22 protein-coding genes and 1 other RNA gene are annotated in these 21,442 nt (G+C 61.0%); 11 read left to right on the forward strand and 12 right to left on the reverse strand.

The features are described from left to right. Positions 1–59: 59 nt before the first annotated feature. Complete coding sequence (locus ACLKMW_RS01030; protein ID WP_415722511.1) at positions 60–545, reverse strand: thioesterase family protein; 486 nt, start codon at positions 543–545, stop codon at positions 60–62. Positions 546–630: 85 nt separating this feature from the next. On the opposite strand from ACLKMW_RS01030, the gene ACLKMW_RS01035 reads away from it, so the two are divergent. Then, the gene (locus ACLKMW_RS01035) at positions 631–2,040 is read left to right on the forward strand and encodes an FAD-binding oxidoreductase (RefSeq protein WP_415722512.1); all 1,410 of its coding nucleotides are present in this window, start codon (positions 631–633) and stop codon (positions 2,038–2,040) included. A gap of 10 nt (positions 2,041–2,050) precedes the next feature. Here ACLKMW_RS01035 and ACLKMW_RS01040 read toward each other — a convergent pair whose 3' ends face one another. Next, positions 2,051–2,824: a DUF2182 domain-containing protein gene (locus tag ACLKMW_RS01040; RefSeq protein ID WP_415722513.1), complete on the reverse strand. Its 774-nt coding sequence runs from the start codon at positions 2,822–2,824 to the stop codon at positions 2,051–2,053. Between the two features lie 28 nt (positions 2,825–2,852). After that, positions 2,853–3,485, reverse strand: coding sequence for a DUF1326 domain-containing protein (locus ACLKMW_RS01045; protein ID WP_415722514.1), 633 nt, complete (start codon positions 3,483–3,485; stop codon positions 2,853–2,855). A gap of 286 nt (positions 3,486–3,771) precedes the next feature. On the opposite strand from ACLKMW_RS01045, the gene ACLKMW_RS01050 reads away from it, so the two are divergent. Both ACLKMW_RS01050 and ACLKMW_RS01055 read left to right on the forward strand, forming a co-directional pair. Then, entirely contained in the window at positions 3,772–4,227 is a 456-nt protein-coding gene (locus tag ACLKMW_RS01050) for a GNAT family N-acetyltransferase (protein ID WP_415722515.1), read from the forward strand. Positions 4,228–4,332: 105 nt separating this feature from the next. Beyond that, positions 4,333–8,244 carry an AsmA family protein gene (locus ACLKMW_RS01055; protein WP_415722516.1) on the forward strand — a complete coding sequence of 1,304 codons (3,912 nt, stop codon included), beginning with the start codon at positions 4,333–4,335 and terminating at the stop codon, positions 8,242–8,244. A gap of 2 nt (positions 8,245–8,246) precedes the next feature. Here the strand turns inward: ACLKMW_RS01055 and ACLKMW_RS01060 are convergent, their stop codons facing one another. The 5 genes from ACLKMW_RS01060 to ssrA form a co-directional block, all read right to left on the reverse strand. Beyond that, positions 8,247–8,471: a ribbon-helix-helix domain-containing protein gene (locus ACLKMW_RS01060; protein ID WP_415722517.1), complete on the reverse strand. Its 225-nt coding sequence runs from the start codon at positions 8,469–8,471 to the stop codon at positions 8,247–8,249. After that, positions 8,468–8,683: a DUF4169 family protein gene (locus ACLKMW_RS01065; protein WP_415722518.1), complete on the reverse strand. Its 216-nt coding sequence runs from the start codon at positions 8,681–8,683 to the stop codon at positions 8,468–8,470. The genes ACLKMW_RS01060 and ACLKMW_RS01065 overlap by 4 nt, the downstream gene beginning before the upstream one ends. A gap of 145 nt (positions 8,684–8,828) precedes the next feature. Further along, positions 8,829–9,380: an SspB family protein gene (locus ACLKMW_RS01070; RefSeq protein ID WP_415722519.1), complete on the reverse strand. Its 552-nt coding sequence runs from the start codon at positions 9,378–9,380 to the stop codon at positions 8,829–8,831. 40 nt (positions 9,381–9,420) lie between these two features. Then, positions 9,421–10,029 (reverse strand): AAA family ATPase, encoded by a 609-nt coding sequence (locus ACLKMW_RS01075; RefSeq protein WP_415722520.1) that lies wholly within the window; start codon positions 10,027–10,029, stop codon positions 9,421–9,423. Between the two features lie 101 nt (positions 10,030–10,130). Then, positions 10,131–10,486: a transfer-messenger RNA gene (ssrA, locus tag ACLKMW_RS01080) on the reverse strand. Positions 10,487–10,634: 148 nt separating this feature from the next. Between ssrA and ACLKMW_RS01085 the strand changes: the two genes are divergently transcribed. From ACLKMW_RS01085 to iolG, 7 genes are all read left to right on the forward strand, one after another. Continuing rightward, positions 10,635–10,946: a DUF2853 family protein gene (locus tag ACLKMW_RS01085; protein WP_415722521.1), complete on the forward strand. Its 312-nt coding sequence runs from the start codon at positions 10,635–10,637 to the stop codon at positions 10,944–10,946. A gap of 94 nt (positions 10,947–11,040) precedes the next feature. Then, positions 11,041–11,835 (forward strand): thymidylate synthase, encoded by a 795-nt coding sequence (locus tag ACLKMW_RS01090; RefSeq protein WP_415722522.1) that lies wholly within the window; start codon positions 11,041–11,043, stop codon positions 11,833–11,835. Positions 11,836–12,030: 195 nt separating this feature from the next. Then, positions 12,031–12,828: a molybdate ABC transporter substrate-binding protein gene (gene modA / locus ACLKMW_RS01095; RefSeq protein ID WP_415722523.1), complete on the forward strand. Its 798-nt coding sequence runs from the start codon at positions 12,031–12,033 to the stop codon at positions 12,826–12,828. Positions 12,829–12,844: 16 nt separating this feature from the next. After that, complete coding sequence (modB, locus tag ACLKMW_RS01100; protein ID WP_415722524.1) at positions 12,845–13,546, forward strand: molybdate ABC transporter permease subunit; 702 nt, start codon at positions 12,845–12,847, stop codon at positions 13,544–13,546. Next, a complete protein-coding gene (modC, locus tag ACLKMW_RS01105) occupies positions 13,543–14,649 on the forward strand; it encodes a molybdenum ABC transporter ATP-binding protein (RefSeq protein WP_415722525.1) in 1,107 nt (368 codons plus the stop codon). The genes modB and modC overlap by 4 nt, the downstream gene beginning before the upstream one ends. A 111-nt stretch (positions 14,650–14,760) precedes the next feature. Next, positions 14,761–15,102, forward strand: a complete 342-nt coding sequence (locus ACLKMW_RS01110; RefSeq protein ID WP_415722526.1) for a winged helix-turn-helix domain-containing protein — start codon at positions 14,761–14,763, stop codon at positions 15,100–15,102. Between the two features lie 119 nt (positions 15,103–15,221). After that, on the forward strand, positions 15,222–16,214 hold the full coding sequence (iolG, locus tag ACLKMW_RS01115; protein WP_415722527.1) for an inositol 2-dehydrogenase: 993 nt from the start codon (positions 15,222–15,224) through the stop codon (positions 16,212–16,214). Positions 16,215–16,243: 29 nt separating this feature from the next. Here iolG and ACLKMW_RS01120 read toward each other — a convergent pair whose 3' ends face one another. The 4 genes from ACLKMW_RS01120 to ACLKMW_RS01135 form a co-directional block, all read right to left on the reverse strand. Continuing rightward, complete coding sequence (locus tag ACLKMW_RS01120) at positions 16,244–17,359, reverse strand: Gfo/Idh/MocA family protein (protein ID WP_415722528.1); 1,116 nt, start codon at positions 17,357–17,359, stop codon at positions 16,244–16,246. 6 nt (positions 17,360–17,365) lie between these two features. Continuing rightward, positions 17,366–18,145: an ATP-binding cassette domain-containing protein gene (locus tag ACLKMW_RS01125; RefSeq protein WP_415722529.1), complete on the reverse strand. Its 780-nt coding sequence runs from the start codon at positions 18,143–18,145 to the stop codon at positions 17,366–17,368. Continuing rightward, on the reverse strand, positions 18,145–19,272 hold the full coding sequence (locus ACLKMW_RS01130; protein ID WP_415722530.1) for an ABC transporter permease: 1,128 nt from the start codon (positions 19,270–19,272) through the stop codon (positions 18,145–18,147). Before ACLKMW_RS01130 ends, ACLKMW_RS01125 begins: the two co-directional genes overlap by 1 nt. Before the next feature lie 106 nt (positions 19,273–19,378). Then, positions 19,379–20,314 carry a sugar ABC transporter substrate-binding protein gene (locus tag ACLKMW_RS01135; protein ID WP_415722531.1) on the reverse strand — a complete coding sequence of 312 codons (936 nt, stop codon included), beginning with the start codon at positions 20,312–20,314 and terminating at the stop codon, positions 19,379–19,381. Between the two features lie 200 nt (positions 20,315–20,514). Here ACLKMW_RS01135 and ACLKMW_RS01140 point away from each other — a divergent pair, with 200 nt between their 5' ends. Beyond that, positions 20,515–21,375: a MurR/RpiR family transcriptional regulator gene (locus ACLKMW_RS01140; RefSeq protein ID WP_415722532.1), complete on the forward strand. Its 861-nt coding sequence runs from the start codon at positions 20,515–20,517 to the stop codon at positions 21,373–21,375. Positions 21,376–21,442: the final 67 nt, after the last annotated feature.

Genomic DNA, 21,442 nt, shown 5'->3' on the forward strand with positions numbered 1-21,442 from the left:
AAGGTTAACGTTTCATTTACCATTAAAATTTTAATAAAATCAGCGACTTCCGTAAGAATTCAGACGGATTTCCGCTTGATGCCGATCGAGCGCCCGGCGCGCTCCGGCAGCGGCAGTGTTGCATGGGAAGCACGCATCGCCTCAATGCGGGTCATCACATCGGAGGGAAATGCGGCAACCTTCGGCCCGGCCATATCGATGTGCAGCGACAGGGTCTCGGAGGTGGCCGCGAGCCAGCCTTCGGCATGACGGATTTCCTGATAGGCGCGCAGGCGCTTTTCGTCGTGATCTATGAGCTGGAAGGTGACGGCGACCTTGTCTGCAAGATGCAGCTCGCGCACGTAGCAGACATGGACCTCGGCTGTGTAGATGGTCATTTGGCGCTCGCGGGCGTAGCCGGCGCCGATGCCCAGCAGGTCCAGCGCTTCATCGGCGCAGCGGTCGAACAGCACATTGTAATAGGCCATGTTCATGTGGCCATTGTAGTCGATCCAGTCTTTCTCGACCTCCATGACGCGGGAGACGAACGGGGCCGGGATTGTCATCGATTGCTTCCTCTTTTCACCATTGCAGAGTAGGCAACAATAAACGGCCCGCAAGGCTGTTGATTGTCCAATCGCGGAGGAAGGCATGGCGCTTAGCGACCTGAAGGCAGTGAAGCGTAACGAGGCGGGAATTGCGGCGGTGCTCGGCATTCTGGGCCAGCGCTTCGGCGAACGCTTTCAAACCGGCCAATCCATGCGTGAGCAGCACGCCCACACCACGACCTATATTCCGACGCAGGCGCCGGATGGCGTTGTCTTTCCCCAGACGACCGAAGAGGTGCAGGAGATCGTGCGGGCGTGCAACGAGCATCGTGTGCCGGTGATTGCCTTTGGCACCGGCACCTCGCTTGAGGGGCACGTGAACGCGCCGGGCGGCGGCATCTCGCTCGATACGTCACGGATGAACCGGGTGCTTTCGGTCAATGCCGAAGATCTGGATGTGACGGTCGAGCCGGGGGTCACGCGTGAGGATTTGAACGCTTATCTTCGCGATACCGGCCTGTTCTTTCCGATCGATCCCGGCGCCAATGCCAGTCTCGGCGGCATGGCTGCAACGCGCGCTTCGGGAACCAATGCGGTGCGCTACGGCACGATGCGCGAGAACGTGTTGGCGCTCACGGCCGTGATGGCTGATGGCAGCGCAGTCACCACCGCAAAGCGCGCCAAGAAAAGCGCCGCCGGTTACGATCTCACCCGGCTTCTGGTGGGTTCGGAAGGCACGCTCGGCATCATCACCTCGCTGACGCTGAAGCTCTACGGCATTCCGCAGGCAATTTCGGGCGGCGTCTGCTCCTTCCCGAGTGTGGATGCGGCCTGCCAGGCGGTAATCGCGACGATCCAGATGGGCATTCCCGTGGCGCGCATCGAGCTGGTGAATGCACTGCAGATGCGGGCATTGAAGCTGAATTCCAACCTCGATTATCCCGAAAGCCCGTGCCTGTTCGTCGAGTTCCACGGCAGCGAGACCGGCGTGGCCGAGCAGGCCGAAATGTTCGGCGAGATTGCCGTCGAATATGGCGGCGGACCGTTTTCATGGACCAGCGTGGCGGAGGAAAGGACCAGGCTGTGGAAGGCGCGGCACGATGCCTATTGGGCCTCGCTTCTTCTGCGGCCGGGCGCGAGGGGCTTGTCGACGGATGTCTGCGTACCGATCTCAAGACTTGCCGAATGCATCGCCGAAACCGAGGCCGATATCGCCGAAATGGGGCTGATTGCGCCGATCGTCGGCCACGTCGGCGACGGCAATTTCCATGTGCTGGTGCTGATGGATGTGAACGATCCCGCCGAAATCGCCCTTGCCGAAAAGTTCGTCGGGCGTCTCAACATGCGCGCCATCGCGATGGACGGCACCTGCACCGGCGAGCATGGCATCGGCCAGGGCAAAGCAGGATTTCTGGAGCACGAACTCGGCAGCGCGGTCGACGTGATGAGGGCGATCAAGCGGGCTCTCGATCCGAACGATATCCTCAACCCAGGGAAGATCCTGCCGCGCTGACGGATGCGGCTCAGGCCAAGGACACCAATACGTAGCCGCCCCAGATGACGAGACCAGCGCCTGCGGCCTTGCCCAACCAATGGCCGGCGGGAGCAAGCTTCTCCACCAGCACAAACAGAGCAATTGCCGCAATCCAGGCGAGATTCATCACGCCGCCGACGAACAAAAGCAGCATCAGCACCCAGCAGCAGCCGAGGCAATATATGCCGTGGCGAAGCCCCATTGCGAAGGCGCCACAGTTGCCGCCTTGCCAGTAGGTCGTGACGAAGTCGAATGGCGAGCGGCAGTGGCGAAGGCATGCCTGTTTCAGCGAGGTCCATTGGTAAATGCCCGCCGCCACCAGGATGCCGCTGGCCAGAGCGATGCTGGTCGTCTCCATCATCGGCGAAAGCAGGCTCGCCTGTTCGAGCACATATTGAAGGGCGACTGCGCCGACGCTAAAGCCGAGCCACACCGAGAGATATCCAAGCCCGAACAGGCTGGTTGTGCCTATGGCGGTCGTGCCCGGACGGCGCCTGTGAGCGATGCCATCGTAGAAGAGCAGCATCGGCACGGCGCTCGGCAGCATCATTGCCGCCATCATCGCCATCCACATCGCCAGCGTCAGCGCGAGATAGGCGCCAGTCCATTCCGGCGCAGGCATGGGCATCGCCATGCCCTCCATCGCAGGCATAGGCTGTTCCATCCCGAACAGCAGATAGCCCCAGGAACCCAATATTGCGGCGAGCAAGATGAGGACGACGACGGCCCTATCATGCCGGTGCAAGGCGACGAGAAGTGCCATTTCCTGCCGTTCGATTTATCGGCCTGACCTAAGCTGCCACTCCTTGCGGTGTATGCACCACATGGGCAAGCGAACTGTGCGAGGTGGTCGTGTCGAACTTGATGTCGCCCATGCTGCGAATGTTCGACGAGGCGACCTCCGCCATTCGGTGCTCAAAGCCTTCAGGCATCATGATCTGAATGCGGTGCGGCTCGCCGGTAACGGGATTTTTGATCGGCTCGACATCGGTCTCGATGACGCCAGGCACGACCAGCCGCGCGGTCCGCCCATCCTGGTCAAAGCTGAAGGTGAACGGCGCGACGATCGGATCATGCATCCGGGCGACGATCAGGCTGAAAATGTGGAAGAGCGTTCCCTCAGCCGAATTCTGACCAGACAGGATCGCGCCCAATGCCTCGCGCTGTTCCGGGCTTGCCCGCTCGTCGAGGATGGGTTGCGCATCGCCATTGCCTTCATGCAGCGGCCCGGGGAAGTGGACGGTTACGCAGAAGCACAGGTCGTCGAGCTTCACGTCGCGGAAGTGGCCCTTGGTGATGTGCATGCCCAGCAGACCCTCGCAATAACCCTGCGTCGGCCGTGCGTTGAAGTCACAGGGACATCCATAGGCGCAACTGCAATTCTTGATCCATTCGCCTTCCAATCTCCAGTCGGCTAATGTCATGTCTTCCTCCCTAGATCTTTCCAGATTGCTGGAACCCGCCCGGTCGGATAACGAAAGCACTCGGCCCGATTTGCAACTTACCATGAAACGCCCGCCGGGAGAATTGCCCTGACGCATAGGGCAGTTGACATACCGGCCCACCGGCGAGACAAGGGCGGGTCCAACCAGGAGAGTTATGCGCAGAGGTCCATCGTGAGAAAGTCCGCCTGAAGGCGGATTGCAGCCGAAAGGCTGACCGCTGGTGCTCGTTCACCAATCTCTGTTCATACTATCACGGACCATTTCCATGAAATCCACATTCGGTGCGGACATCCGTCCGTACGTGCCTGCCCATGACAGCGAGCGGCTTCTCGATATTTGGCTCGCCGCTTCCCGCGTCGGCCACTCCTTCCTGAGTGAAGATGACCTCTCTGCCCAGATGCAACTGGTGAGAGACGTCTATCTTCAGAAGGCTGAGAACTGGGTCATTGCCGCAGATGGAGGGCCGGTCGGTTTCATCGGCCTGCTCGATAGCTTCATCGGCGGTCTCTTCATCGACCCGGCCTTTCATGGCCGCGGCTTCGGCAAGACGCTCATTCTCCATGCCGCGCAACTGAAGGGTGCCCTCGACGTCGAGCTTTATGCCGCCAATCGGGCGGCATACCGCTTCTACCAGCGCGCCGGCTTTGAAGAGACAGGAAGGCTTGCTCGGGATGCGGAAGGACGCCGGCATGCCGTCATCCGCATGCATCGGCCTGAATGACGTGTCTGGCCGGGTGTCTTTTGAGCGCCCGGCCAACATGCCTCTTTATCGTCATGCTGATGCGGGTAGAGTGACGACTCATTTGGGGCGGCCTGCCGGAGTGTGATGCTGGCGCGACTGTTTGTGTTCATCGGCGGATTGATCGTGCTGGCGCTGACGGCGGCGCTGGTGGGCCCGTATTTTATTGACTGGACGTCCTACCGTTCGGATTTCGAGCGCGAGGCAAGCGCAATTCTGGGGCGCAAGGTGAAGGTCGAGGGAACCGCGACGGCGCGTCTGCTGCCGTTTCCTTCGGTGACGTTTTCCGACGTTTCGGTCGGCGGCGCGGGTGATCGCGAGCCGGCGATGACGGTCGAAGAATTCTCGATGGATGCGGAACTCGCGCCGTTTCTGCGCGGCGAATTCCTGATCTTCGACATGCGGCTGGTGCGGCCGAGAGCAACGATCGACGTGGCGGCGGACGGAACGGTGGACTGGGCCATCAGGCCCTCGGCGCCGTTCGATCCAAAACGGATTGCGCTCGAAAAACTTACGGTGAGCGAAGGGCAGATCACGATCCGCCATGCGGCGGGCGGGCGCGAGCATCTTTTGTCGGAGATCGACACCGAAATATCGGCAAAGTCGCTCGCCGGACCATGGCGCGCAAATGGGATGCTGCGCTTTGACGGCATGAAAACCGCACTTGCCGTTTCCACCGGCTCCGTCGACGAGACCGGCCAGATGCGGCTGAGGCTCAGGGTCGATCCCGAACTCTATCCGGCGACAATCGAGGCGGACGGCAATGCGCGTTTGGAAAAGGGTGCCGCGCTTTATTCCGGTCAGTTCAAGATTACCGGAGAGGAGGGTGAGCAGGAAAAGCTGCGCGGTGGCGACGGTGAAATGGTCGAGGCACAGGCGTTGAAAGCCGAGCCCGGCTATCGGCTCAATGGCGAATTTGTCTTCGACCACAAGAAGCTCGACATCAGCGACTTCCGCTTCGAGACCGGGCCGCTCGACAATCCTTACACGGCCGATGGCACAGCCTTCGTGGAGTTCGGTGGCGAGCCTCGCTTTTCGATCGAGGCGAAAGGTGCCCAGGTGCGTTTCGACGAGGCGATCGCCGGCAGCGAAACCGGCGCCGGGCTGACGCTGGCTGACCGGATATCGGCCTTGGAAAAGGCGCTTGCCGATTTGCCCAAGCCGACCATTCCCGGCAAAGTCGAAGTCAATCTGCCGGCTGTCGTTGCCGGCGATACGACGGTACGCAACGTGCGGCTTTTGGCGGAGCCGGCCGACAGCGGCTGGGCCATAGAATCGCTCGCAGCCACGCTGCCAGGCCGCACGACGCTGGAGGCGGACGGCTTCCTGCGGACCGATCAGGCGTTCGGCTTTACCGGCTCGCTGCTTTTGGCGGTTGGCCAGCCGTCCGGCTTTGCGGCATGGGTATCGACGGACGTGGACGAAGCAATCAGGCGTCTGCCGGCAGCCGGCTTCAAGGCCAGCGTCGACATGACCGAAAGCCGCCAGACATTTCGCGACCTGGAACTCGTGCTCGGCACGGCGAAGTTCACGGGCGAGATCGATAGCCGGCAGCCCACGGATGTCCGGCCTTCGATGTTCCTGAAGCTCGATGGCGAGGCGCTGGACGTGGACGGGCTGGCGGCCTTCGCTTCTCTTTTCGTCAGCGACAAGGGAACGAACCGTTTCGCTGATCGTGACCTGGATTTCCGTATCAAGGCCGGGCCTGTCACGGCTGGCGGATTGACCGCCGATACCGTCGATACGGCGCTCAGATTGCGCAATGGTTTGCTCGAAATCGACCGGTTGTCGATCGGTGGGCTGGCCGGCGCGTCGCTGAGCGCCACTGGCACTGTGAAGGATTTTCCGAAAAACCCAACCGGAAATCTCGACGCCTCGATCGTGGCGGTCGATCTTGCCCCCTTGGTCGGGTTGGCCGCTGAACGCTTTTCCGACAATGTGCTGCTCAGGGAATTGAATGCGCGGGCGGTCGCCTATCCGGGCCTGCTGGAGGATGCGCGGATCGACGTCGTCGCCAATGCCGCCGCCGATGACGCCAAGCCTTCGGCCCTGGCGCTAAGCGTCAAGGGCAGTGCCGGAGGTTCGGAGATCTCCGCGGTGCTGACAGGCGATGGCAGGACCGACGCGCCGCTTGAGATGCCGCTATCGCTGTCGTTTTTTGCGCGCAACGATGATGCAACCGCTTTGATGGCGTTGGCCGGTCTGCCAGCCTTGCCGCTCGGCGTGACAGGTTCGGGCGAACTTGCCGCATCGGCGAAGGGCACGTTCGCGAGCGGTCTGGAGACGGCGTTCAGCCTGGCAGGACAGGATTTCGACATCAAATTCAGCGGCACCGGCAAGGTTACGGAGCAGGGGCCTGCAGCCAAAGGAACGGTCAGCGTGGACGCTGCCGATATCGAGCCCTGGCTGATGACGCTCGGCGTCGGCTTGCCGGGAATGGGCATGGGAACGCCGGTGGCGCTTGCCGCCAACGCCGATTTTGCAGCCGGTCGTCTGGCGCTTACCAATCTCAAAGGCACAATCAACGAAGGCGCGGTCGCCGGCGACATAGACGCTGAAATGAAGGAGGGCGTGCCGCATCTGTCAGGCAGGTTGGTGCTGGATGAGATCGAGCTTTCGCCGGCACTCGCCATGGTGCTGGGTGAGAAGGCGATTGCGCCGGCGAACGGACGCTGGCCATCGGTTCCTTTCCAGCAGAAAGCGTCGGTTCCGGTCAGCGCCGATGTCGAAGTTTCGGCTGGAACGGTCTCGGTCGGAGCGATCGCCACCACCTATGACGCGACGCTCACGCTTGGCCTCGGGGCTGAGGGTTTGCGTCTTTCCGACGTCAGAGCCCGCCTCTACGGAGGTGAACTCTCCGGCCTGTTCGAACTGAAGAATGATGGCGGAACAGGCTTGTTTTCCGCCCAGATGAAAATCGACCATGCCGATATTGCCGGGGCGGTTGCGGGAACGGGCCTTACCGGCAGCGGCGATTTTTCCACCGCCTTGACAGCCAGCGGCAAGTCGATTGGTGGCCTGGTCGCTGCGCTCTCGGGCTCGGGCACAGTGGCGCTCAGGAACCTCGTGATTCCGGGGGTGAACCCGGAGGCATTCGGAGCGATTATCGCGAAGGCGGACGCCTTGGGGCGCGATATCAATGCCGAAAAGACCGCATCGTTTGCGCCGGAAATTGCCGCAGCAGGCGCCTTTCCGGCGGGAAATGCCGAGGTGGCCTTCACGGTTGCAGGCGGCATCGTGCGCGCGCCGCCGATAAGCTTCGAGATTCCATCGGCGAAAATCTCGACGGATTTTCGTGCCGACCTCAACGCTGGCACGGTCGCGGCGGAAGGTTCCATCACCTACGAGCCGGGCGACGAAGCCTTGGTCGGCTCCGAACCCAGTCTGCGGTTCAGCCTTTCCGGTCCGCCGTCGCGCACTGCGCGGAAGATGGACAGCCAGCCACTGGCGCAATTCCTGACGCAGCGCGCGTTGGAACGTGAACAGGCGCGCGTCGAGGCCATGCAGGCCGCTGTGCTGGAAAAGCAAAGATTGCGGCGTGAGGCGCGCTATTACGCTGCGTTGCAGGAGGAACGGGACCGCGCTGCCGAGGCGCTTCGTCTTCGACGAGCGGAAGAGGCGCGATTGAAGGCGGAGGCCGAAGCGAGGGCCAGGGCTGAGGCGGAAGCAAAAGCGCGAGCCGACGCGGAAGCCGAAGCCAAGGCAAAAGCCGAAGCGCAAGCCAGGGCCGAGGCGGAAGCCGAAGCCAGGGCAAGAGCGGAAGCAGCGGCAAGGATCGAAGCAGAGAACAAGGCGCGCCGCGCCGCACAAGAGGCGGCGCGTGCGGCCGAAGCGGAAAAGGCGCGTAGAGAAGCCGAAGACAAGTCAACGCCAGCTCCGAAAGTCGAAAATACGCTGCCCGAACGGCCGGTGGGGCCGACCGCATCACCCGAGACCAGGCAGGGGATCGATCCGCTGTCGATCGACGGTTTTTTGCGATCGCTGGAGGACGGAGGGTAGGCTTAACCGACTCTCGATCGCTTCGCCTCTTCCAGCACAAAAAGCCGCAGCGCCGAAGAAAGATTTGTCTCGCGCGGACGATCGGCATCGATCTCGGCGATGAGACCAGCCAGGCTAAGATTGCGCCTGGCTGCAATTGTCGCCAGTTCATCGAAGAATGGCTTTTCGAGCGAATAGCTGGTGCGGTGGCCACGAATGGTGACCGAGTGCTTCTGCACGACGCTCACTTCTTACCGTCGCCGTTCGGCTCGGTTTGTTCGTCGGGATACTCGCGCTTATGACCGTCGATGAAACGCGCGGAGCGCTCCGCCGTTTGTCGATCCTTTGCCTTTTCAGTTTTCGTGCGGCCGTGCAGGAGCCTGTTCTGCTCGGCGGTACGCTCCTTTTCAGTGCGTTCTCTGCGCTTGCGCGCTTGGCGAAGATTGATCACGTCCGGCATTGGTTGACTCGGAACATATTGAATTCACACGACGGCGATATGCGAAAATGGCGTCTCTCGACGCTTCCAAGTGCTCGAAAGGGTGATTTTCCGGCGCGTTGAGCTAGATCTCAACGCGACAGATCATGCTACCGCAATGATGTCGCTATTTCTTGCGGAAGGCATCCAGCGAGACGACCTCGGCGCCTTTGTTGGGGGTTTCCTCGGAGTCGCTGCTCTCGGCGGGCGCCTTCGATTTCTTCTTCGGCTCACCCTTTTCTTCGGCGCGCGGTTCTGCCTGCACGGGTGCTGGGGCCAACGCGGCCCTCGGTGCTTCCGAGCCGGTATCGGGGGCTTCGTCTGTCTTTACGTCGAACTCGAGCTCGAAATTCACGGAAGGATCGTAAAAACCGCGCACCGCGGAGAACGGAATTTCAAGCTTTTCCGGCACGTCGGAAAACGACAGACCTATCTCGAACCCGGTCTCGCTCACCTTGAGATCCCAATATTGGAACTGCACGACAATCGTCATCTGTTCAGGATAACGCTCGCGCAGGCGGCTTGAGATGCGAACGCCGGGCGCTCCGGTCAGGAAGGTGATGAAAAAATGATGGCTTCCGGGAAGACCTGTGCGCGCGACCTCGGCCAGAACCTTGCGCATAACGCCGCGCAGTGCCTCCTGGGCGAGAATGTCATAGCGGATGTGGTCTTCGGCCATACTGCAAGCGTGTTTCGGTGAATCGACCTCCTAGCTGTAATCAAGCTTGAGGCCGTCGTAAACCGCATTTAGCGCTCTCGGTGTCTTTTGGGAGCCCCGTACCGAAGCCTGTCTGCTTACATATAAATTCCATGCGTTCAGCGATCGGTCCCGTTGGAACGGAGATCAACTCGTAGCCGAAGCGCGCGTAAGTTTCGGCCATTGCATCGAAGGTGCGCCGCGCCTCTGCGAAGGACTGCCTGCGCTCGGTGTCCTGACTGAAGATTTCAGCCCAGGGCGGCAGAATGAAGGCTTTGCGATTGTAGCGGAAAACCTCCGCCGCCTTTTCGATGTGGGCAGGTACCGGCAGGCCGGTCAGCCGCAGATAGCCGACAACATCGGGCACGCCGCGGTCGAAGAACACCGGGCTGCTTGCAGCCGAGGCAATGGCATAGGAGCGCATTTCCCACGACAGCATCAGTTCGGCGAAAGCGGCCGGATCGCTCCAAGGCAAGGCGGGGCCGCCAATCGCCGATTGATCGCGGATGATCGCTCGTCCGGCTTCGACCGATGTGGGAAAGCCTGCTGCGCCGAGCGCCTCGATCAGCGTGGTCTTGCCTGATCCCGGCCCTCCGGTCAGCACGAAAAAGCGGTCGGATGTAGCCGACATGTCGGTCGCTCCTGAATTGTATTGCGGAAATTCCGGCGCGTCTCTGCGGGCGCATGAAGAGCGCCTGCGAGTGCCGGCAGAGGTAAGGAGAAGGAGGGAGAAGTGGAGGTTTCTGTTGCCAGGTACCTCCGAACCCCGCCTAGAAGTGCGAACCTCTAGGGCTTGATTTGAAGCTATCGCACCGCATTAAGCGGCGAGACGTGCTTCCGCATAGTTGTCGTTTGCAACTACTAGTTTAGTCCGATAACGGTGGTACAATGCCGGGCAAAAGTACGATCTTTACACCTTCGTCGATCCTGTTTCGCCCCCAGCAGGAGCCGCTCCTCGAAGCGGTTTCTGGTGGAGGCGCCGGGTACCGCCCCCGGGTCCGAACGGCTTATTGCATCGCCCATTTATCGCCATAGTCAGTCAAGCTGACCCGCTGAATATAGGGAGGGCTGACAGAAATTGGAAGGGTGCAAGGTCGCAATTCCATTCCTTCAAAATGCTTGACAGGGCTGCGTGTTGCACGGAAGGTTTCAACTTGTGAGATTAGGCGGGGAACGCAGAGGTTGTGAGTCCGCGATCTCCCATCTGTGAGGTCTTTTCTACGAGGGGAATTTTTCATGGCCGATTATCTGGCGGACGTTAAAAAGTATGATGCTGCAGCCGACGCGGATGTCGTCAACAAAATAGTGAAGCACCTGGGCATTGCGTTGCGCAACCGCGACTCCTCGCTGGTATCGTGTAGCGATGAAAAAGAGCTCGATCGCGTCAAGGCGAACTGGATCGCCAAGAAACTCGGTGTCGCCGACGCTGCGAAGGCTGACGCGGCAATCGAGAAGGTCTGTCAGGCGATGTCGGCCGACAATACCAAGAGCCGCGTGACGTTCTACTATCTGGCCGCCAAGGAACTCGGCAAGCTCGGCGCCCTCTAAAGGCGTCCCGCCAATCGAGCGGCCATCGGGATATGCATGGCGCATGCGGGAGCTTCCGCTATGATCGGGAAGCTCCCGAATCGATGCGGAACCGATGCGCCAGTATCTCGACCTTCTGAAATGTGTTCTCGAAACCGGCGTGGACCGCAGCGACCGCACCGGGACGGGAACACGTTCGATCTTTGGCTATCAAATGCGGTTCGATCTGGGCGAAGGCTTCCCGGTCACCACGACGAAGAAGCTGCATCTGAAGTCGATCATCCATGAGTTGCTGTGGTTTCTGGCTGGCGATACCAATGTCGGTTATCTGAACGCCAACGGCGTGACCATCTGGGACGAGTGGGCGGACGAAAACGGAGATCTTGGCCCCGTCTATGGCAAGCAGTGGCGGTCATGGCCGACGCCGGACGGCGGCGAGGTCGACCAGATCGTCAATCTTTTGCGGGATATCCGCAACAATCCCCATTCGCGGCGGCTGATCGTCTCGGCCTGGAATCCGGCCGAAGTCGATCAGATGGCGCTGCCGCCATGCCACTGCCTGTTCCAGTTCTACGTGTCGGACGGCAAACTGTCCTGCCAGCTCTATCAGCGATCGGCCGATATTTTTCTCGGCGTTCCCTTCAATATCGCTTCCTATGCGCTGCTGACGCTGATGGTGGCGCAGGTGACGGGGCTGAAGCCCGGCGCGTTCATTCATACGCTGGGTGATGCGCATCTTTACGCGAACCATTTCGAGCAGGCCCGCGAACAATTGCGGCGTGCGCCCAAGCCCTTGCCGCGAATGCACATCAATCCTGAGGTGCGGGATCTTTTCGCATTCCGCTTCGAGGACTTCCGGCTCGAAGGCTATGAGGCGGACCCCTCGATCAGCGCCCCGATCGCAGTCTAGGATTGTTCCGCTCAGGCGGGCATCCAACACCAATTCACGCTTTGAAGTTCACCGCGCAAATCCGCTGCGTGATGCTGAGTGCCGTGCGCGAAAACGCATCGCAGAGATTTACTTCCTCGCTTCACTGTTATATCCGTTTGAATATATCGAGTCGAAGTTAGAATGCGCAGCCTTTATCCGACGAGAGGAGATTTCATGTTGACACGCAGGCGCTTCATTTCAGGATTTGCCGGCGCCATTTGCGGCCTTGCGATCATGTTTGGCGGCGCGCCAGCTCAGGCGCAGGACGACATCACCGTATTTGCGGCAGCGAGCCTCAAAAACGCCCTCGACGAGGTCAGTGCGGCCTGGCAGGCCGATTCCGGCAAGCATGCGACGATCTCATATGCGGCGAGCTCAGCGCTTGCCAAGCAGATCGAGGGAGGCGCGCCGGCGGATGTGTTTATCTCGGCCGATCTCGACTGGATGAAATATCTGTCGGAAAAGCAGCTGATCAAGGAAGGCACCGAGTTCGATCTGCTCGGCAATCGCATCGTGCTGGTCGCGCCAGCGGATGCCTCGGTTGAAACCACAATCGGGCCAAATTTCGATCTTGCCGGCCTGCTGGGCGACGGACGGCTCGCCATGGCGAATGTCGCTGCCGTGCCGGCCGGCAAATACGGCAAGGCGGCGCTCGAGAAGCTCGGCGTGTGGACGTCTGTCGAAGACAAGGTGGCGCAGGCTGAAAATGTCCGCGCTGCACTTGCGCTCGTTGCGACCGGTGAAGCACCGCTCGGCATCGTCTATCAGACCGATGCCGCAGCCGAACCGAAGGTGAAGGTAATCGCCGCCTTTCCGGAAGACACGCATCCGGCGATCGTATATCCCGTTGGCGTGACGGCCGATACGGATAGCGCCGACGCGGCGGGTTTCGTTTCATATCTTCAGTCGGCCAAGGCCAAGGAATTGTTCGAGGCGCAGGGCTTCACCTTCCTCGCGTCCGAACCGAATTGAAGGTTGAAGCTGACGCATGGAATGGCTGGACCTCAGTCCCGACGAATGGAATGCGGTCCGCCTCTCCATAAAGGTCGCCACATGGGCAATGGTGGTGAGCCTGCCGTTCGGAATCCTGATCGGCCTGGCTTTGGCGCGCGGCACATTCTGGGGCAAGTCGGTCCTCAACGGCATCGTTCATCTGCCGCTGATCCTGCCGCCGGTGGTGACCGGCTATCTTTTGCTGCTGAGCTTTGGACGGCGGGGGCCGGTGGGCGCTTTTCTCGAAGAGCACTTCGGCATCGTGTTCGCGTTTCGCTGGACCGGCGCGGCGCTCGCCTGCGGCATCATGGGCTTTCCGCTGATGGTGCGGGCAATCCGGCTGTCGACCGAGGCCGTCGACCGGAAGCTTGAGGCGGCCGCCGGCACGCTCGGCGCCAATCCGGTGTGGGTGTTCGCCACCATAACATTGCCGCTGATCCTGCCCGGCATCATTGCCGGTATGATCCTCTCCTTCGCCAAGGCCATGGGCGAATTTGGCGCAACGATCACCTTCGTTTCCAATATTCCCGGCGAGACGCAGACCTTGCCATCGGCGATCTACACCTTCACCCAGATCCCGGGAGGAGACATTGGCGCGCTTCGCCTGACCTTCGTGTCGGTCGTCATCGCCATGATCGCGCTGGTGGCGTCGGAGGTGCTTGCGCGTCGCGTCGGCCGGCGGATGGACGTCGAATGATGCTGTCGGTTGCCGTACGTCACCGGCTCGGCGGGTTCGTCCTTGACGCCGCCTTTGAAACGAGCGGCCGGCTGACCGCATTGTTCGGTCCCTCCGGCTCAGGCAAGACGTCGATTATCAATCTCATCGGCGGACTGACGCGCCCAGACCGCGGCCGGATCGTGGTCGATGGCCGGGTGCTGGCTGACAGCGAAATTCGCAAGTTCCTGCCCAAGCACAAGCGCCGGATCGGCTATGTATTTCAGGATGCGCGGCTGTTTCCGCACATGACCGTCAGCCAGAATTTGCGCTACGGCCGCTGGTTCACGCCGCCCGCCGAACGCTACAACGACATGAAGTATCTGGTTGAGCTGCTGGGCATCGAACATCTGCTCGACCGCCGCCCCGACCGGCTTTCCGGCGGCGAAAAGCAACGCGTGGCGATCGGCAGGGCGTTGCTGGCAAGCCCGAAGCTTCTGCTGATGGACGAACCGCTCGCCGCGCTCGATGCAGCCCGCAAGGCCGAGATCCTGCCCTATATCGAGCGACTGCGCGACGAGATCGGCATTCCGATCGTCTATGTCAGCCATTCCATTGGTGAGGTCGCGCGGCTGGCGACGGATATCGTCGTGCTTTCCGGTGGCAAGGTGATCGCTTCGGGTGCAACGTCCGAAATCATGCAGCGGCTCGACCTCCTGCCGGAAGAGGAAAAGCGCGAAGGCGGCGCGGTGATCGACATGAGCATCGCGCACCAGGACGACGCTTTCGGCATGACGGTGTTGCACTCCGCCGCGGGCGAAATCCGCATGGCGGCGGTGGAAGGAGCGATCGGCGCGACGGTCAGGGTGCGGATCAGGGCGCGTGACGTGATGGTTGCGACCGAGCGGCCCAAGGGCCTCAGCGCGCTCAACATACTGCCAGGCACCATCATCGACATTACCCCGGATGCAAGCTGGCTGGCTGATGTTCGCATCGATTGCAATGGCCAGGCGGTCGTGGCGCGCATAACCCGGCAATCGGTCGAGGCGCTTGGCCTGCATGCCGGGCAGGAGGTCTTTGCGGTGATCAAGACGGTAAGTTTCGATGGTCCCAGCATGATGCGAGGGTCGCTGCCGCGCAGCTAGCGCGCGCCTTTGGTTATGTCATTTTCGATATAACGACAGAAGGGACGCGAGTCTGATAGAACCGGAAGCATGAACCTGAACTGGCTGGTGCCAGCGGGGAGGAATGTGACCATGCCATCTCTCAGCCTGCGGATAAACCTGGATCCCGACGGTCGTATCGGGCCCGGCAAGATCGAGCTTCTCGAGCAGATCGCGGCTTTCGGATCGATCTCGGCTGCCGCGCGCGGCATGAAAATGTCCTACAAACATGCCTGGGATCTGGTCGAAGAGATGAACGAGCTGTTCGGAAAGCCGGTCGTGTCGGCCCAGACCGGCGGGAAACGTGGAGGCGGGGCCCAGTTGACGCCGGTCGGGCTTGCCGTGGTCAGCCGTTTTCGGGCCATAGAACGCGCCGCCAATGCGGTGGCCGAGCAACATATTTCGGCGCTTCAGGCAGAGATCGACGCGGCCTGATTTAGCTGAGGTCGGGCTGTCAGGCTTCCGTCTTTCTCCGCCCGTTTCGGCCGTAAATCATTGCATTTTCAGCAGAATTGGTCCAATCTGACACGTGCGGATTTGCTGGAAATTCCATCATGACAATACGTTTTGGCCTGCTTGGTGCAGGGCGCATCGGCAAGGTTCACGCCACGGCTGTGGCCTCCAACTCGCAGGCGAAGCTCGTCGCCGTCGCGGATGCATTCGAGAAGGCAGCGAGTGAACTTGCCGGCACCTATGGCGCGGCGGTGCGCTCCATCGAAGAGATCGAGAAATCGGCCGACATCGATGCAGTCATCGTCTGCACCCCGACTGACACTCATGCCGATCTGATCGAACGGTTTGCGCGTGCCGGAAAGCCGATCTTCTGCGAAAAGCCGATCGATCTCGACGTGATGCGCGTCGAAAAATGCCTGGACGTAGTCGAGCGGACGCAGGCCACTTTGATGGTCGGTTTCAACCGCCGTTTCGATCCGCATTTCGCCGCCGTGCGCAAAGCCATCGAGGATGGCGCAATCGGCGATGTCGAGATGGTGACGATCACTTCCCGCGATCCCGGACCGCCGCCGCACGACTACATCGTCCGTTCAGGCGGTATCTTTCGTGACATGACAATCCACGATTTCGACATGGCGCGGTTCCTGCTTGGCGAGGAACCGGTCGCAGTCAGCGCGCATGCCTCGGTGCTGGTCGACAAGAAAATCGGTGAACTTGGCGATTTCGACAGCGCCAGCATCATCCTGGAAACAGCGTCCGGCAAGCAATGCCTGATCTCCAATTCGCGCCGCGCCACCTATGGCTACGACCAGCGCATCGAGGTGCATGGTTCGACCGGCATGGTGTCGGCGGAAAACCAGCGGCCGGTTTCCATCGAATTGGCCAATGCCGAAGGCTACACCCGCCCGCCGCTGCACGATTTTTTCATGACGCGCTATACGCAGGCTTATGCCAACGAAATCGCGGCCTTCATCGAAACGGTGACGAAGGGAGGCGAGGCTCGGCCAAGTGGCCGCGACGGATTGATGGCGCTGAAGCTGGCGGATGCCGCGCTGCGTTCGGTGAAGGAGGGCAGGGCGATCCGGTTGGATTGAGCGCCGGGTGCGCAACCACGCACTTAAGCCTATCGCACGTCGATCCAGCGCTGCTCGGCAAATGACCGTGCCATGGAATGCACGGTGCGTTCGATTTCGAGCCCTTCGTCAAATCCGATAAGATTGGCGGGCTTGCTCGCGATCCGGGCGAGGAGTTCGTGGCATTCGATCGTCTTCAAATCATTGAAGCCAAGGCCATGGCCGGGCGCCGGTACGAAATTTCCGTAGGGCGCGTGCGCCGGTCCGGCAAGAATGGTTCGATAGCCCTGCTCGGCCGGCCGGCCTGAGGAGAGATAGAGCTGAAATTCGTTGAAGCGCTCCTGGTCGAACAGGATTGATCCCTTTGCGCCGAAGATCTGTAGCGCGATGCGGCCCTTGCGGCCCCAGGCCGAGCGATTGACCTGAAGCGTGCCGGACACGCCATTTTCCAGGTGCATCAGCGCGCTGGCGATGTCGTAAGTCTCGACCTCACGTCGGTTACGGCCGTCGACGCGTCTATCCGCATAGGGTTTCGACATGTCGCACATGACCTTTGCGACCTGGCCGAACAGGACATGGATCAGGGAGAGTGGATGAACGGCAAAATCGTCGAGCGCGCCATAGCCGGACGTCGCGGCGTGCTTCCAGAAGAACGGCGCGTCGGGATCGGCCATGAAGTCTTCGTCCATCTCGATGCGCAGATGATTGATCCTACCGATGGTTTCTTCGGCAAGCAGGCTGCGAATGTGGCGAATGGCAGGGCTCTGGATATAGTTGTAGCCGAGCACCGCGATCTTGCCGGAGTTGCGCGCGGCTGCGGCCATCGCTTCGGCTTCTTCAAAGGCAGGCGCCATTGGCTTTTCGCACCACAGATGCTTGCCGGCTTCCAGCGCGGCAATCGCCATTTGCGGATGGAGCTGGTTCGGCGTGGTCAGCGAAACCACATCGACCTCGGGGTCTGCGATAACCGCGCGCCAGTCATCTGACGCCTTTTCGAAACCGAGTTCGCGTGCCTTGCGCTTCGCCAGTTCGGCATTTGCCTCGCCAAGATGCACCAGGCGGATTTCCGGAACGTCGCCGAAAATCGGCCTGACCGCATTCCAGGCCAATGCGTGGCATTTGCCCATGAAGCCCGTGCCGATCAATCCGACGCCGATGCTTTCCATCTGATCTCAGACCGTTCCGCCAAGGGCGCTCGACAGTTCGGCCAGTTCCTTGCCGCCGGCCATCATGTTCTGCAACTGATCGGCGGTGATCTCGCCACGGACGGCGGTGCCCAGCGTCTTGCCGCGATTGAGCACGGTAAAGCGGTCGCCGACCGCCATGGCATGGCGGACATTGTGGGTAATGAACACCACGCCGAGCCCCTTCTTGCGTACCATGTCGATATATTTCAGCACCATGGAGGTCTGCCGGACGCCGAGCGCCGAGGTGGGTTCGTCGAGGATAAGCACCTTGGCGCCGAAATAGACGGCGCGGCTGATGGCCACGCATTGACGCTCGCCGCCCGAAAGCGTGCCGACCGCCTGGCCCGGATCGCGCACGTCGATGCCGATCCGCTTCATTTCCTCACGTGTGACCCTGTCGCAGAACTCGAAGTCGATGTTGCGGAAGGGCCAGATGCCTCTCACCGGCTCGCGCCCCATGAAGAAGTTGCGGGTGATCGACATCAGCGGGATCATCGCCAGATCCTGGTAGACGGTGGCGATCCCGGCATCGAGTGCTTGACGCGGGCTTGTGAAGGTGACCGGTTGGCCATCGACATACATCTGCCCTTTGGTCGGCTGGTGCACGCCGGCCATGGTCTTGATGAAGGTCGATTTGCCGGCGCCGTTGTCGCCGAGCAGGCAGTGTACTTCGCCTGCGTTGACGGTGACCGAAACGCCATTCAGCGCGATGACGGAGCCGAAATGCTTTTCGATATCGCGCATTTCCACGATCGGAGCGGTCATCACCGTTCTCCCGTCACGCGCTTGCGGATGATGTTGTTGAAGAACACCGCCATCAGCAGCATGGCGCCGAGGAAGACCAGATACCAGTCCTGATCGATGGTGGTGTAGGTGAGGCCGATCAGCACCATGCCGAAAATCACGGCGCCGAGTGCGGCTCCGATTGCCGAGCCATAGCCGCCGGTGAGCAGGCACCCGCCGATGACCGCCGCGATGATCGCCTCGAATTCCTTCTGGAAGCCGCGGCGTGCATCGGTGGAGCCGGAGTCGAGCACCGTGAGCACGGCGACGATTGCTGCGCAAACCGCGGTAAGCATGAACAGCGAGGTTTTGACCCTGCGCACCGGCACGCCGGAATTTCGCGCCGCATTCGCATCGCCGCCGGAAGCGAAAATCCAGTTGCCGTAGCGGGTGCGCGTCAGCAGGAAGGCGGCGAGGCCGGAGACCGCGACGAACCAGAGGATTTCGATCGGAACGCCGGTGACCTTGGGCTGCCCGTTCGGAAATTTGGCGATCCAGTCGTTTGCGGCGAGCCAGGTGAACAGTCCCTCGAAGGCATCGCCGGCGAAAATCTCATAGAAAAAGCTTTCCAGCGGGGAATCGGTCGCAGCCTCGCGAACGCCGCGCAACTGTGTGGCACCCCCAGTCGCCCATTTCAGCCCGACCAGCGACAGGCCGCGCAGGATGAAGAGAAAAGCCAGCGTGACGATGAAGCTCGGCAGGCCGGTATGGATGACGATCTGGCCGTTGGCGAAGCCCATGGCCGCGGCAAAGGCCAGCGTCAGCAGGATGGCCAAGGGCAGCGAAATGCCAAGCGTGACGACACAGGCGGCGAAGATCAGTCCGGTGAAAGCGACCATCGAGCCGACCGACAGGTCGAACTCGCCACCAACCATCAACAGTGCTGCGCCGATTGCGAGAATGCCGAGCTGGGCTGCGGGCGCCATGAAATTCATGATGCCGGCGAGTTCGAACATGACAGGGTTGGCGACGGCGACGAAGAATACCGTCACGATGACCACGCCCATGAATGCGCCGAGTTCGGGACGGCGCATCAGCTTGGTGAGCAGCCCGGCTTCCTTGAGACGTTCGTCGCGGGCTGCCTGAACTACCGGATTGATGTCGGCCATGGTTCCCTCCCAGTGCGAACCGAACTGTCGCGGCTCTGCCTGGCAGGGCCGCGTCTCCCAAGAGTTCAGCGGCCGCGTAGCGAGCGCGACCGCTCCGCCTGGGGCGTCAGCGAATGCCTTTTGCCGCCAGGTCGACCACTTGCGCGGCCTTTTCCTTGGTTACGAGATTGGGGCCGGAAGGCACGTTGCCGCCTGGCATAAGGCCATATTTGGCGTTGAGCGCCAGGAACACGACCGGCAGGTAGCCTTGCAGATATTGCTGCTGATCGATCGCGAAGGCAGCCTTGCCGTCAGCGACCGCCTGCAGAAAGCCGGCCGACATGTCGAAGGTGGCGACATTGACCTTGCCTTCGCCGCCTGACTCGCTCACCGCCTGCACGGACGGTTCACCGCCAAGCGAAGCGTTGAGGGCCAGGATCGTATCGACGGCGGTGTCTGAGCTGAGCTTGGCCTTGACCTTGGCAAGAACATCGGCCGGATCGTTCGAAGTCGGCACCACGTCGACCGGATTGCCGAATCCATCGGCGAAGCCCTTGCAGCGCTGGTCGAGCGAAACGTTGCCGACTTCATGGTTGACGCATACGCCCTTCTTGCCGCCCATTTCGGCAAGTTTTTCGCCAGCGGCCTTGCCGGCGTCATATTCCTCCTGGCCGACATGGAGCAAGGCGCCGAGTTTCTTCGATACATCGGAGCCGGAGTTCATGGAGATGACCGGAATGCCGGCGGCAACCGCTTTCTCGATGGAGGGCCCGAGTGCGTCGGCATCGGGGATCGAGACGATCAGGCCGGCCGGATTCTGATTTACGGCGGCATCGATGAGCTGCGCCATCGCCACCATGTCGAAGGTCTCGGGTGCGCGATAGTCGACCGTTACACCCATATCGGTGGCTGCCTGAGTGACGCCGTTCTTGACCACCGACCAGAACGGATCCGAAGCCTGTCCATGGCTGACGACGATGATGCTGGTGGACTGCGCCTGAGCGGCGAACACGGTGCCTGCAAGTATCGTTGCGGCCGCAAACGCCTTGAACATCGATTTCATGACAAATCCTCCCGATGGATGAATTTGCGGGCGGGTCGGCTCCTCCGCGCCCGAACCGCAATGCGACGAAAACGGAACGGTTGAACCATTAAAATCGTCACTGGAATATTCATTCCATTTCTGACACAATGCGTCAAGCGTTGATTTTTGGCGCCGGGCAGGGCAAGCGCTGCAACGCCTTTGCAATGGGAAAGGGGCGAATGGATTCGATCGTGGAAGGCCGGCCGCAAGAAACGCCGCGCGATTTCGATGCGCTGAAAACCCTCATCCTGGCGCGGCGCAAGGACCTGCCGAAGCGCCTGGCGCAAGTGGCGATCTATGCGCTCGACAATCCCGACGAGATTGCCTTCGGGACCGCCGCGAGCATCGCCCAGTCGGCACAGGTGCAACCCTCGACGCTGGTCCGTTTCGCCCAGAATCTCGGCTTCGACGGTTTCAGCGACCTGCAGAGTGTGTTTCGCAACCGGCTGAAGGAGCGCACCAGCAATTACGACGAGCGGCTGGCGACTATTCGAGCGGAGACCTCGCACGGCAAGGAGGACATCGCCATCCTCAACGGTTTTCTGTCGGCGGCGACCCGCTCGTTGGAGAAACTATCCAAGACCATCGATCCCGCCAGGTTCGAGAGGGCAACGACGCTGCTTGCCAATGCCGAGACGATCTACCTGATTGCGCGGCGGCGTTCCTATCCGCTGGCGGCCTATCTTGCCTATGCGTTCGGCAAGATGCGGGTGCGCTACGTGCTGACGGGCTCTGGCGCCGGTCTGGATGCGGAAGTGCTTGCCATGGCGACACCGCGCGATGCGGCGATCAGCATTTCATTTTCGCCCTATGCGCCGGCAACCGTCGAGCAGGCCCGGGAACTTGGCAAGCGCGGCATTCCGGTGGTGTCGATCACCGATACGGCGTTTTCCCCGTTGGCCGAGTGCGCCGCCGAATGGCTGGAAGTCGCGGAATCGGATTATGCGGATTTCCGGTCTCTTTCGGCGACGATAGCCTTGTGCATGGCGCTTTCGGTCAGCATTGCCGAGCGCCGCGGAAGTCCCGATGCAGGCCATTGATGGCGGAATAAATATTCCGCGTTGACTATAAAATAGAACTTGTGTTTCATTGCAGCGAGGGTCTGGC

The sequence above is a fragment of the Borborobacter xinjiangensis genome (assembly GCF_047739745.1).
In the GTDB taxonomy this organism is placed as follows: Bacteria; Pseudomonadota; Alphaproteobacteria; order Rhizobiales; family Rhizobiaceae; genus Pseudaminobacter.

What these genes read in the sequence shown, in the direction of transcription:
- modA (WP_415722523.1), top strand. Translation starts at nt 12,031, where the DNA reads ATGTTGACACGCAGGCGCTTCATTTCAGGATTTGCCGGCGCCATTTGC.
- ACLKMW_RS01075 (WP_415722520.1), bottom strand. Translation starts at nt 10,029, where the DNA reads ATGTCGGCTACATCCGACCGCTTTTTCGTGCTGACCGGAGGGCCGGGA.
- ACLKMW_RS01130 (WP_415722530.1), bottom strand. Translation starts at nt 19,272, where the DNA reads ATGGCCGACATCAATCCGGTAGTTCAGGCAGCCCGCGACGAACGTCTC.
- ACLKMW_RS01050 (WP_415722515.1), top strand. Translation starts at nt 3,772, where the DNA reads ATGAAATCCACATTCGGTGCGGACATCCGTCCGTACGTGCCTGCCCAT.
- ACLKMW_RS01085 (WP_415722521.1), top strand. Translation starts at nt 10,635, where the DNA reads ATGGCCGATTATCTGGCGGACGTTAAAAAGTATGATGCTGCAGCCGAC.
- ACLKMW_RS01055 (WP_415722516.1), top strand. Translation starts at nt 4,333, where the DNA reads ATGCTGGCGCGACTGTTTGTGTTCATCGGCGGATTGATCGTGCTGGCG.
- iolG (WP_415722527.1), top strand. Translation starts at nt 15,222, where the DNA reads ATGACAATACGTTTTGGCCTGCTTGGTGCAGGGCGCATCGGCAAGGTT.
- ACLKMW_RS01140 (WP_415722532.1), top strand. Translation starts at nt 20,515, where the DNA reads ATGGATTCGATCGTGGAAGGCCGGCCGCAAGAAACGCCGCGCGATTTC.
- ACLKMW_RS01070 (WP_415722519.1), bottom strand. Translation starts at nt 9,380, where the DNA reads ATGGCCGAAGACCACATCCGCTATGACATTCTCGCCCAGGAGGCACTG.
- ACLKMW_RS01125 (WP_415722529.1), bottom strand. Translation starts at nt 18,145, where the DNA reads ATGACCGCTCCGATCGTGGAAATGCGCGATATCGAAAAGCATTTCGGC.
- ACLKMW_RS01040 (WP_415722513.1), bottom strand. Translation starts at nt 2,824, where the DNA reads ATGGCACTTCTCGTCGCCTTGCACCGGCATGATAGGGCCGTCGTCGTC.
- ACLKMW_RS01035 (WP_415722512.1), top strand. Translation starts at nt 631, where the DNA reads ATGGCGCTTAGCGACCTGAAGGCAGTGAAGCGTAACGAGGCGGGAATT.
- ACLKMW_RS01135 (WP_415722531.1), bottom strand. Translation starts at nt 20,314, where the DNA reads ATGAAATCGATGTTCAAGGCGTTTGCGGCCGCAACGATACTTGCAGGC.
- ACLKMW_RS01090 (WP_415722522.1), top strand. Translation starts at nt 11,041, where the DNA reads ATGCGCCAGTATCTCGACCTTCTGAAATGTGTTCTCGAAACCGGCGTG.
- ACLKMW_RS01110 (WP_415722526.1), top strand. Translation starts at nt 14,761, where the DNA reads ATGCCATCTCTCAGCCTGCGGATAAACCTGGATCCCGACGGTCGTATC.
- ACLKMW_RS01045 (WP_415722514.1), bottom strand. Translation starts at nt 3,485, where the DNA reads ATGACATTAGCCGACTGGAGATTGGAAGGCGAATGGATCAAGAATTGC.
- ACLKMW_RS01065 (WP_415722518.1), bottom strand. Translation starts at nt 8,683, where the DNA reads ATGCCGGACGTGATCAATCTTCGCCAAGCGCGCAAGCGCAGAGAACGC.
- modC (WP_415722525.1), top strand. Translation starts at nt 13,543, where the DNA reads ATGATGCTGTCGGTTGCCGTACGTCACCGGCTCGGCGGGTTCGTCCTT.
- ACLKMW_RS01030 (WP_415722511.1), bottom strand. Translation starts at nt 545, where the DNA reads ATGACAATCCCGGCCCCGTTCGTCTCCCGCGTCATGGAGGTCGAGAAA.
- modB (WP_415722524.1), top strand. Translation starts at nt 12,845, where the DNA reads ATGGAATGGCTGGACCTCAGTCCCGACGAATGGAATGCGGTCCGCCTC.
- ACLKMW_RS01120 (WP_415722528.1), bottom strand. Translation starts at nt 17,359, where the DNA reads ATGGAAAGCATCGGCGTCGGATTGATCGGCACGGGCTTCATGGGCAAA.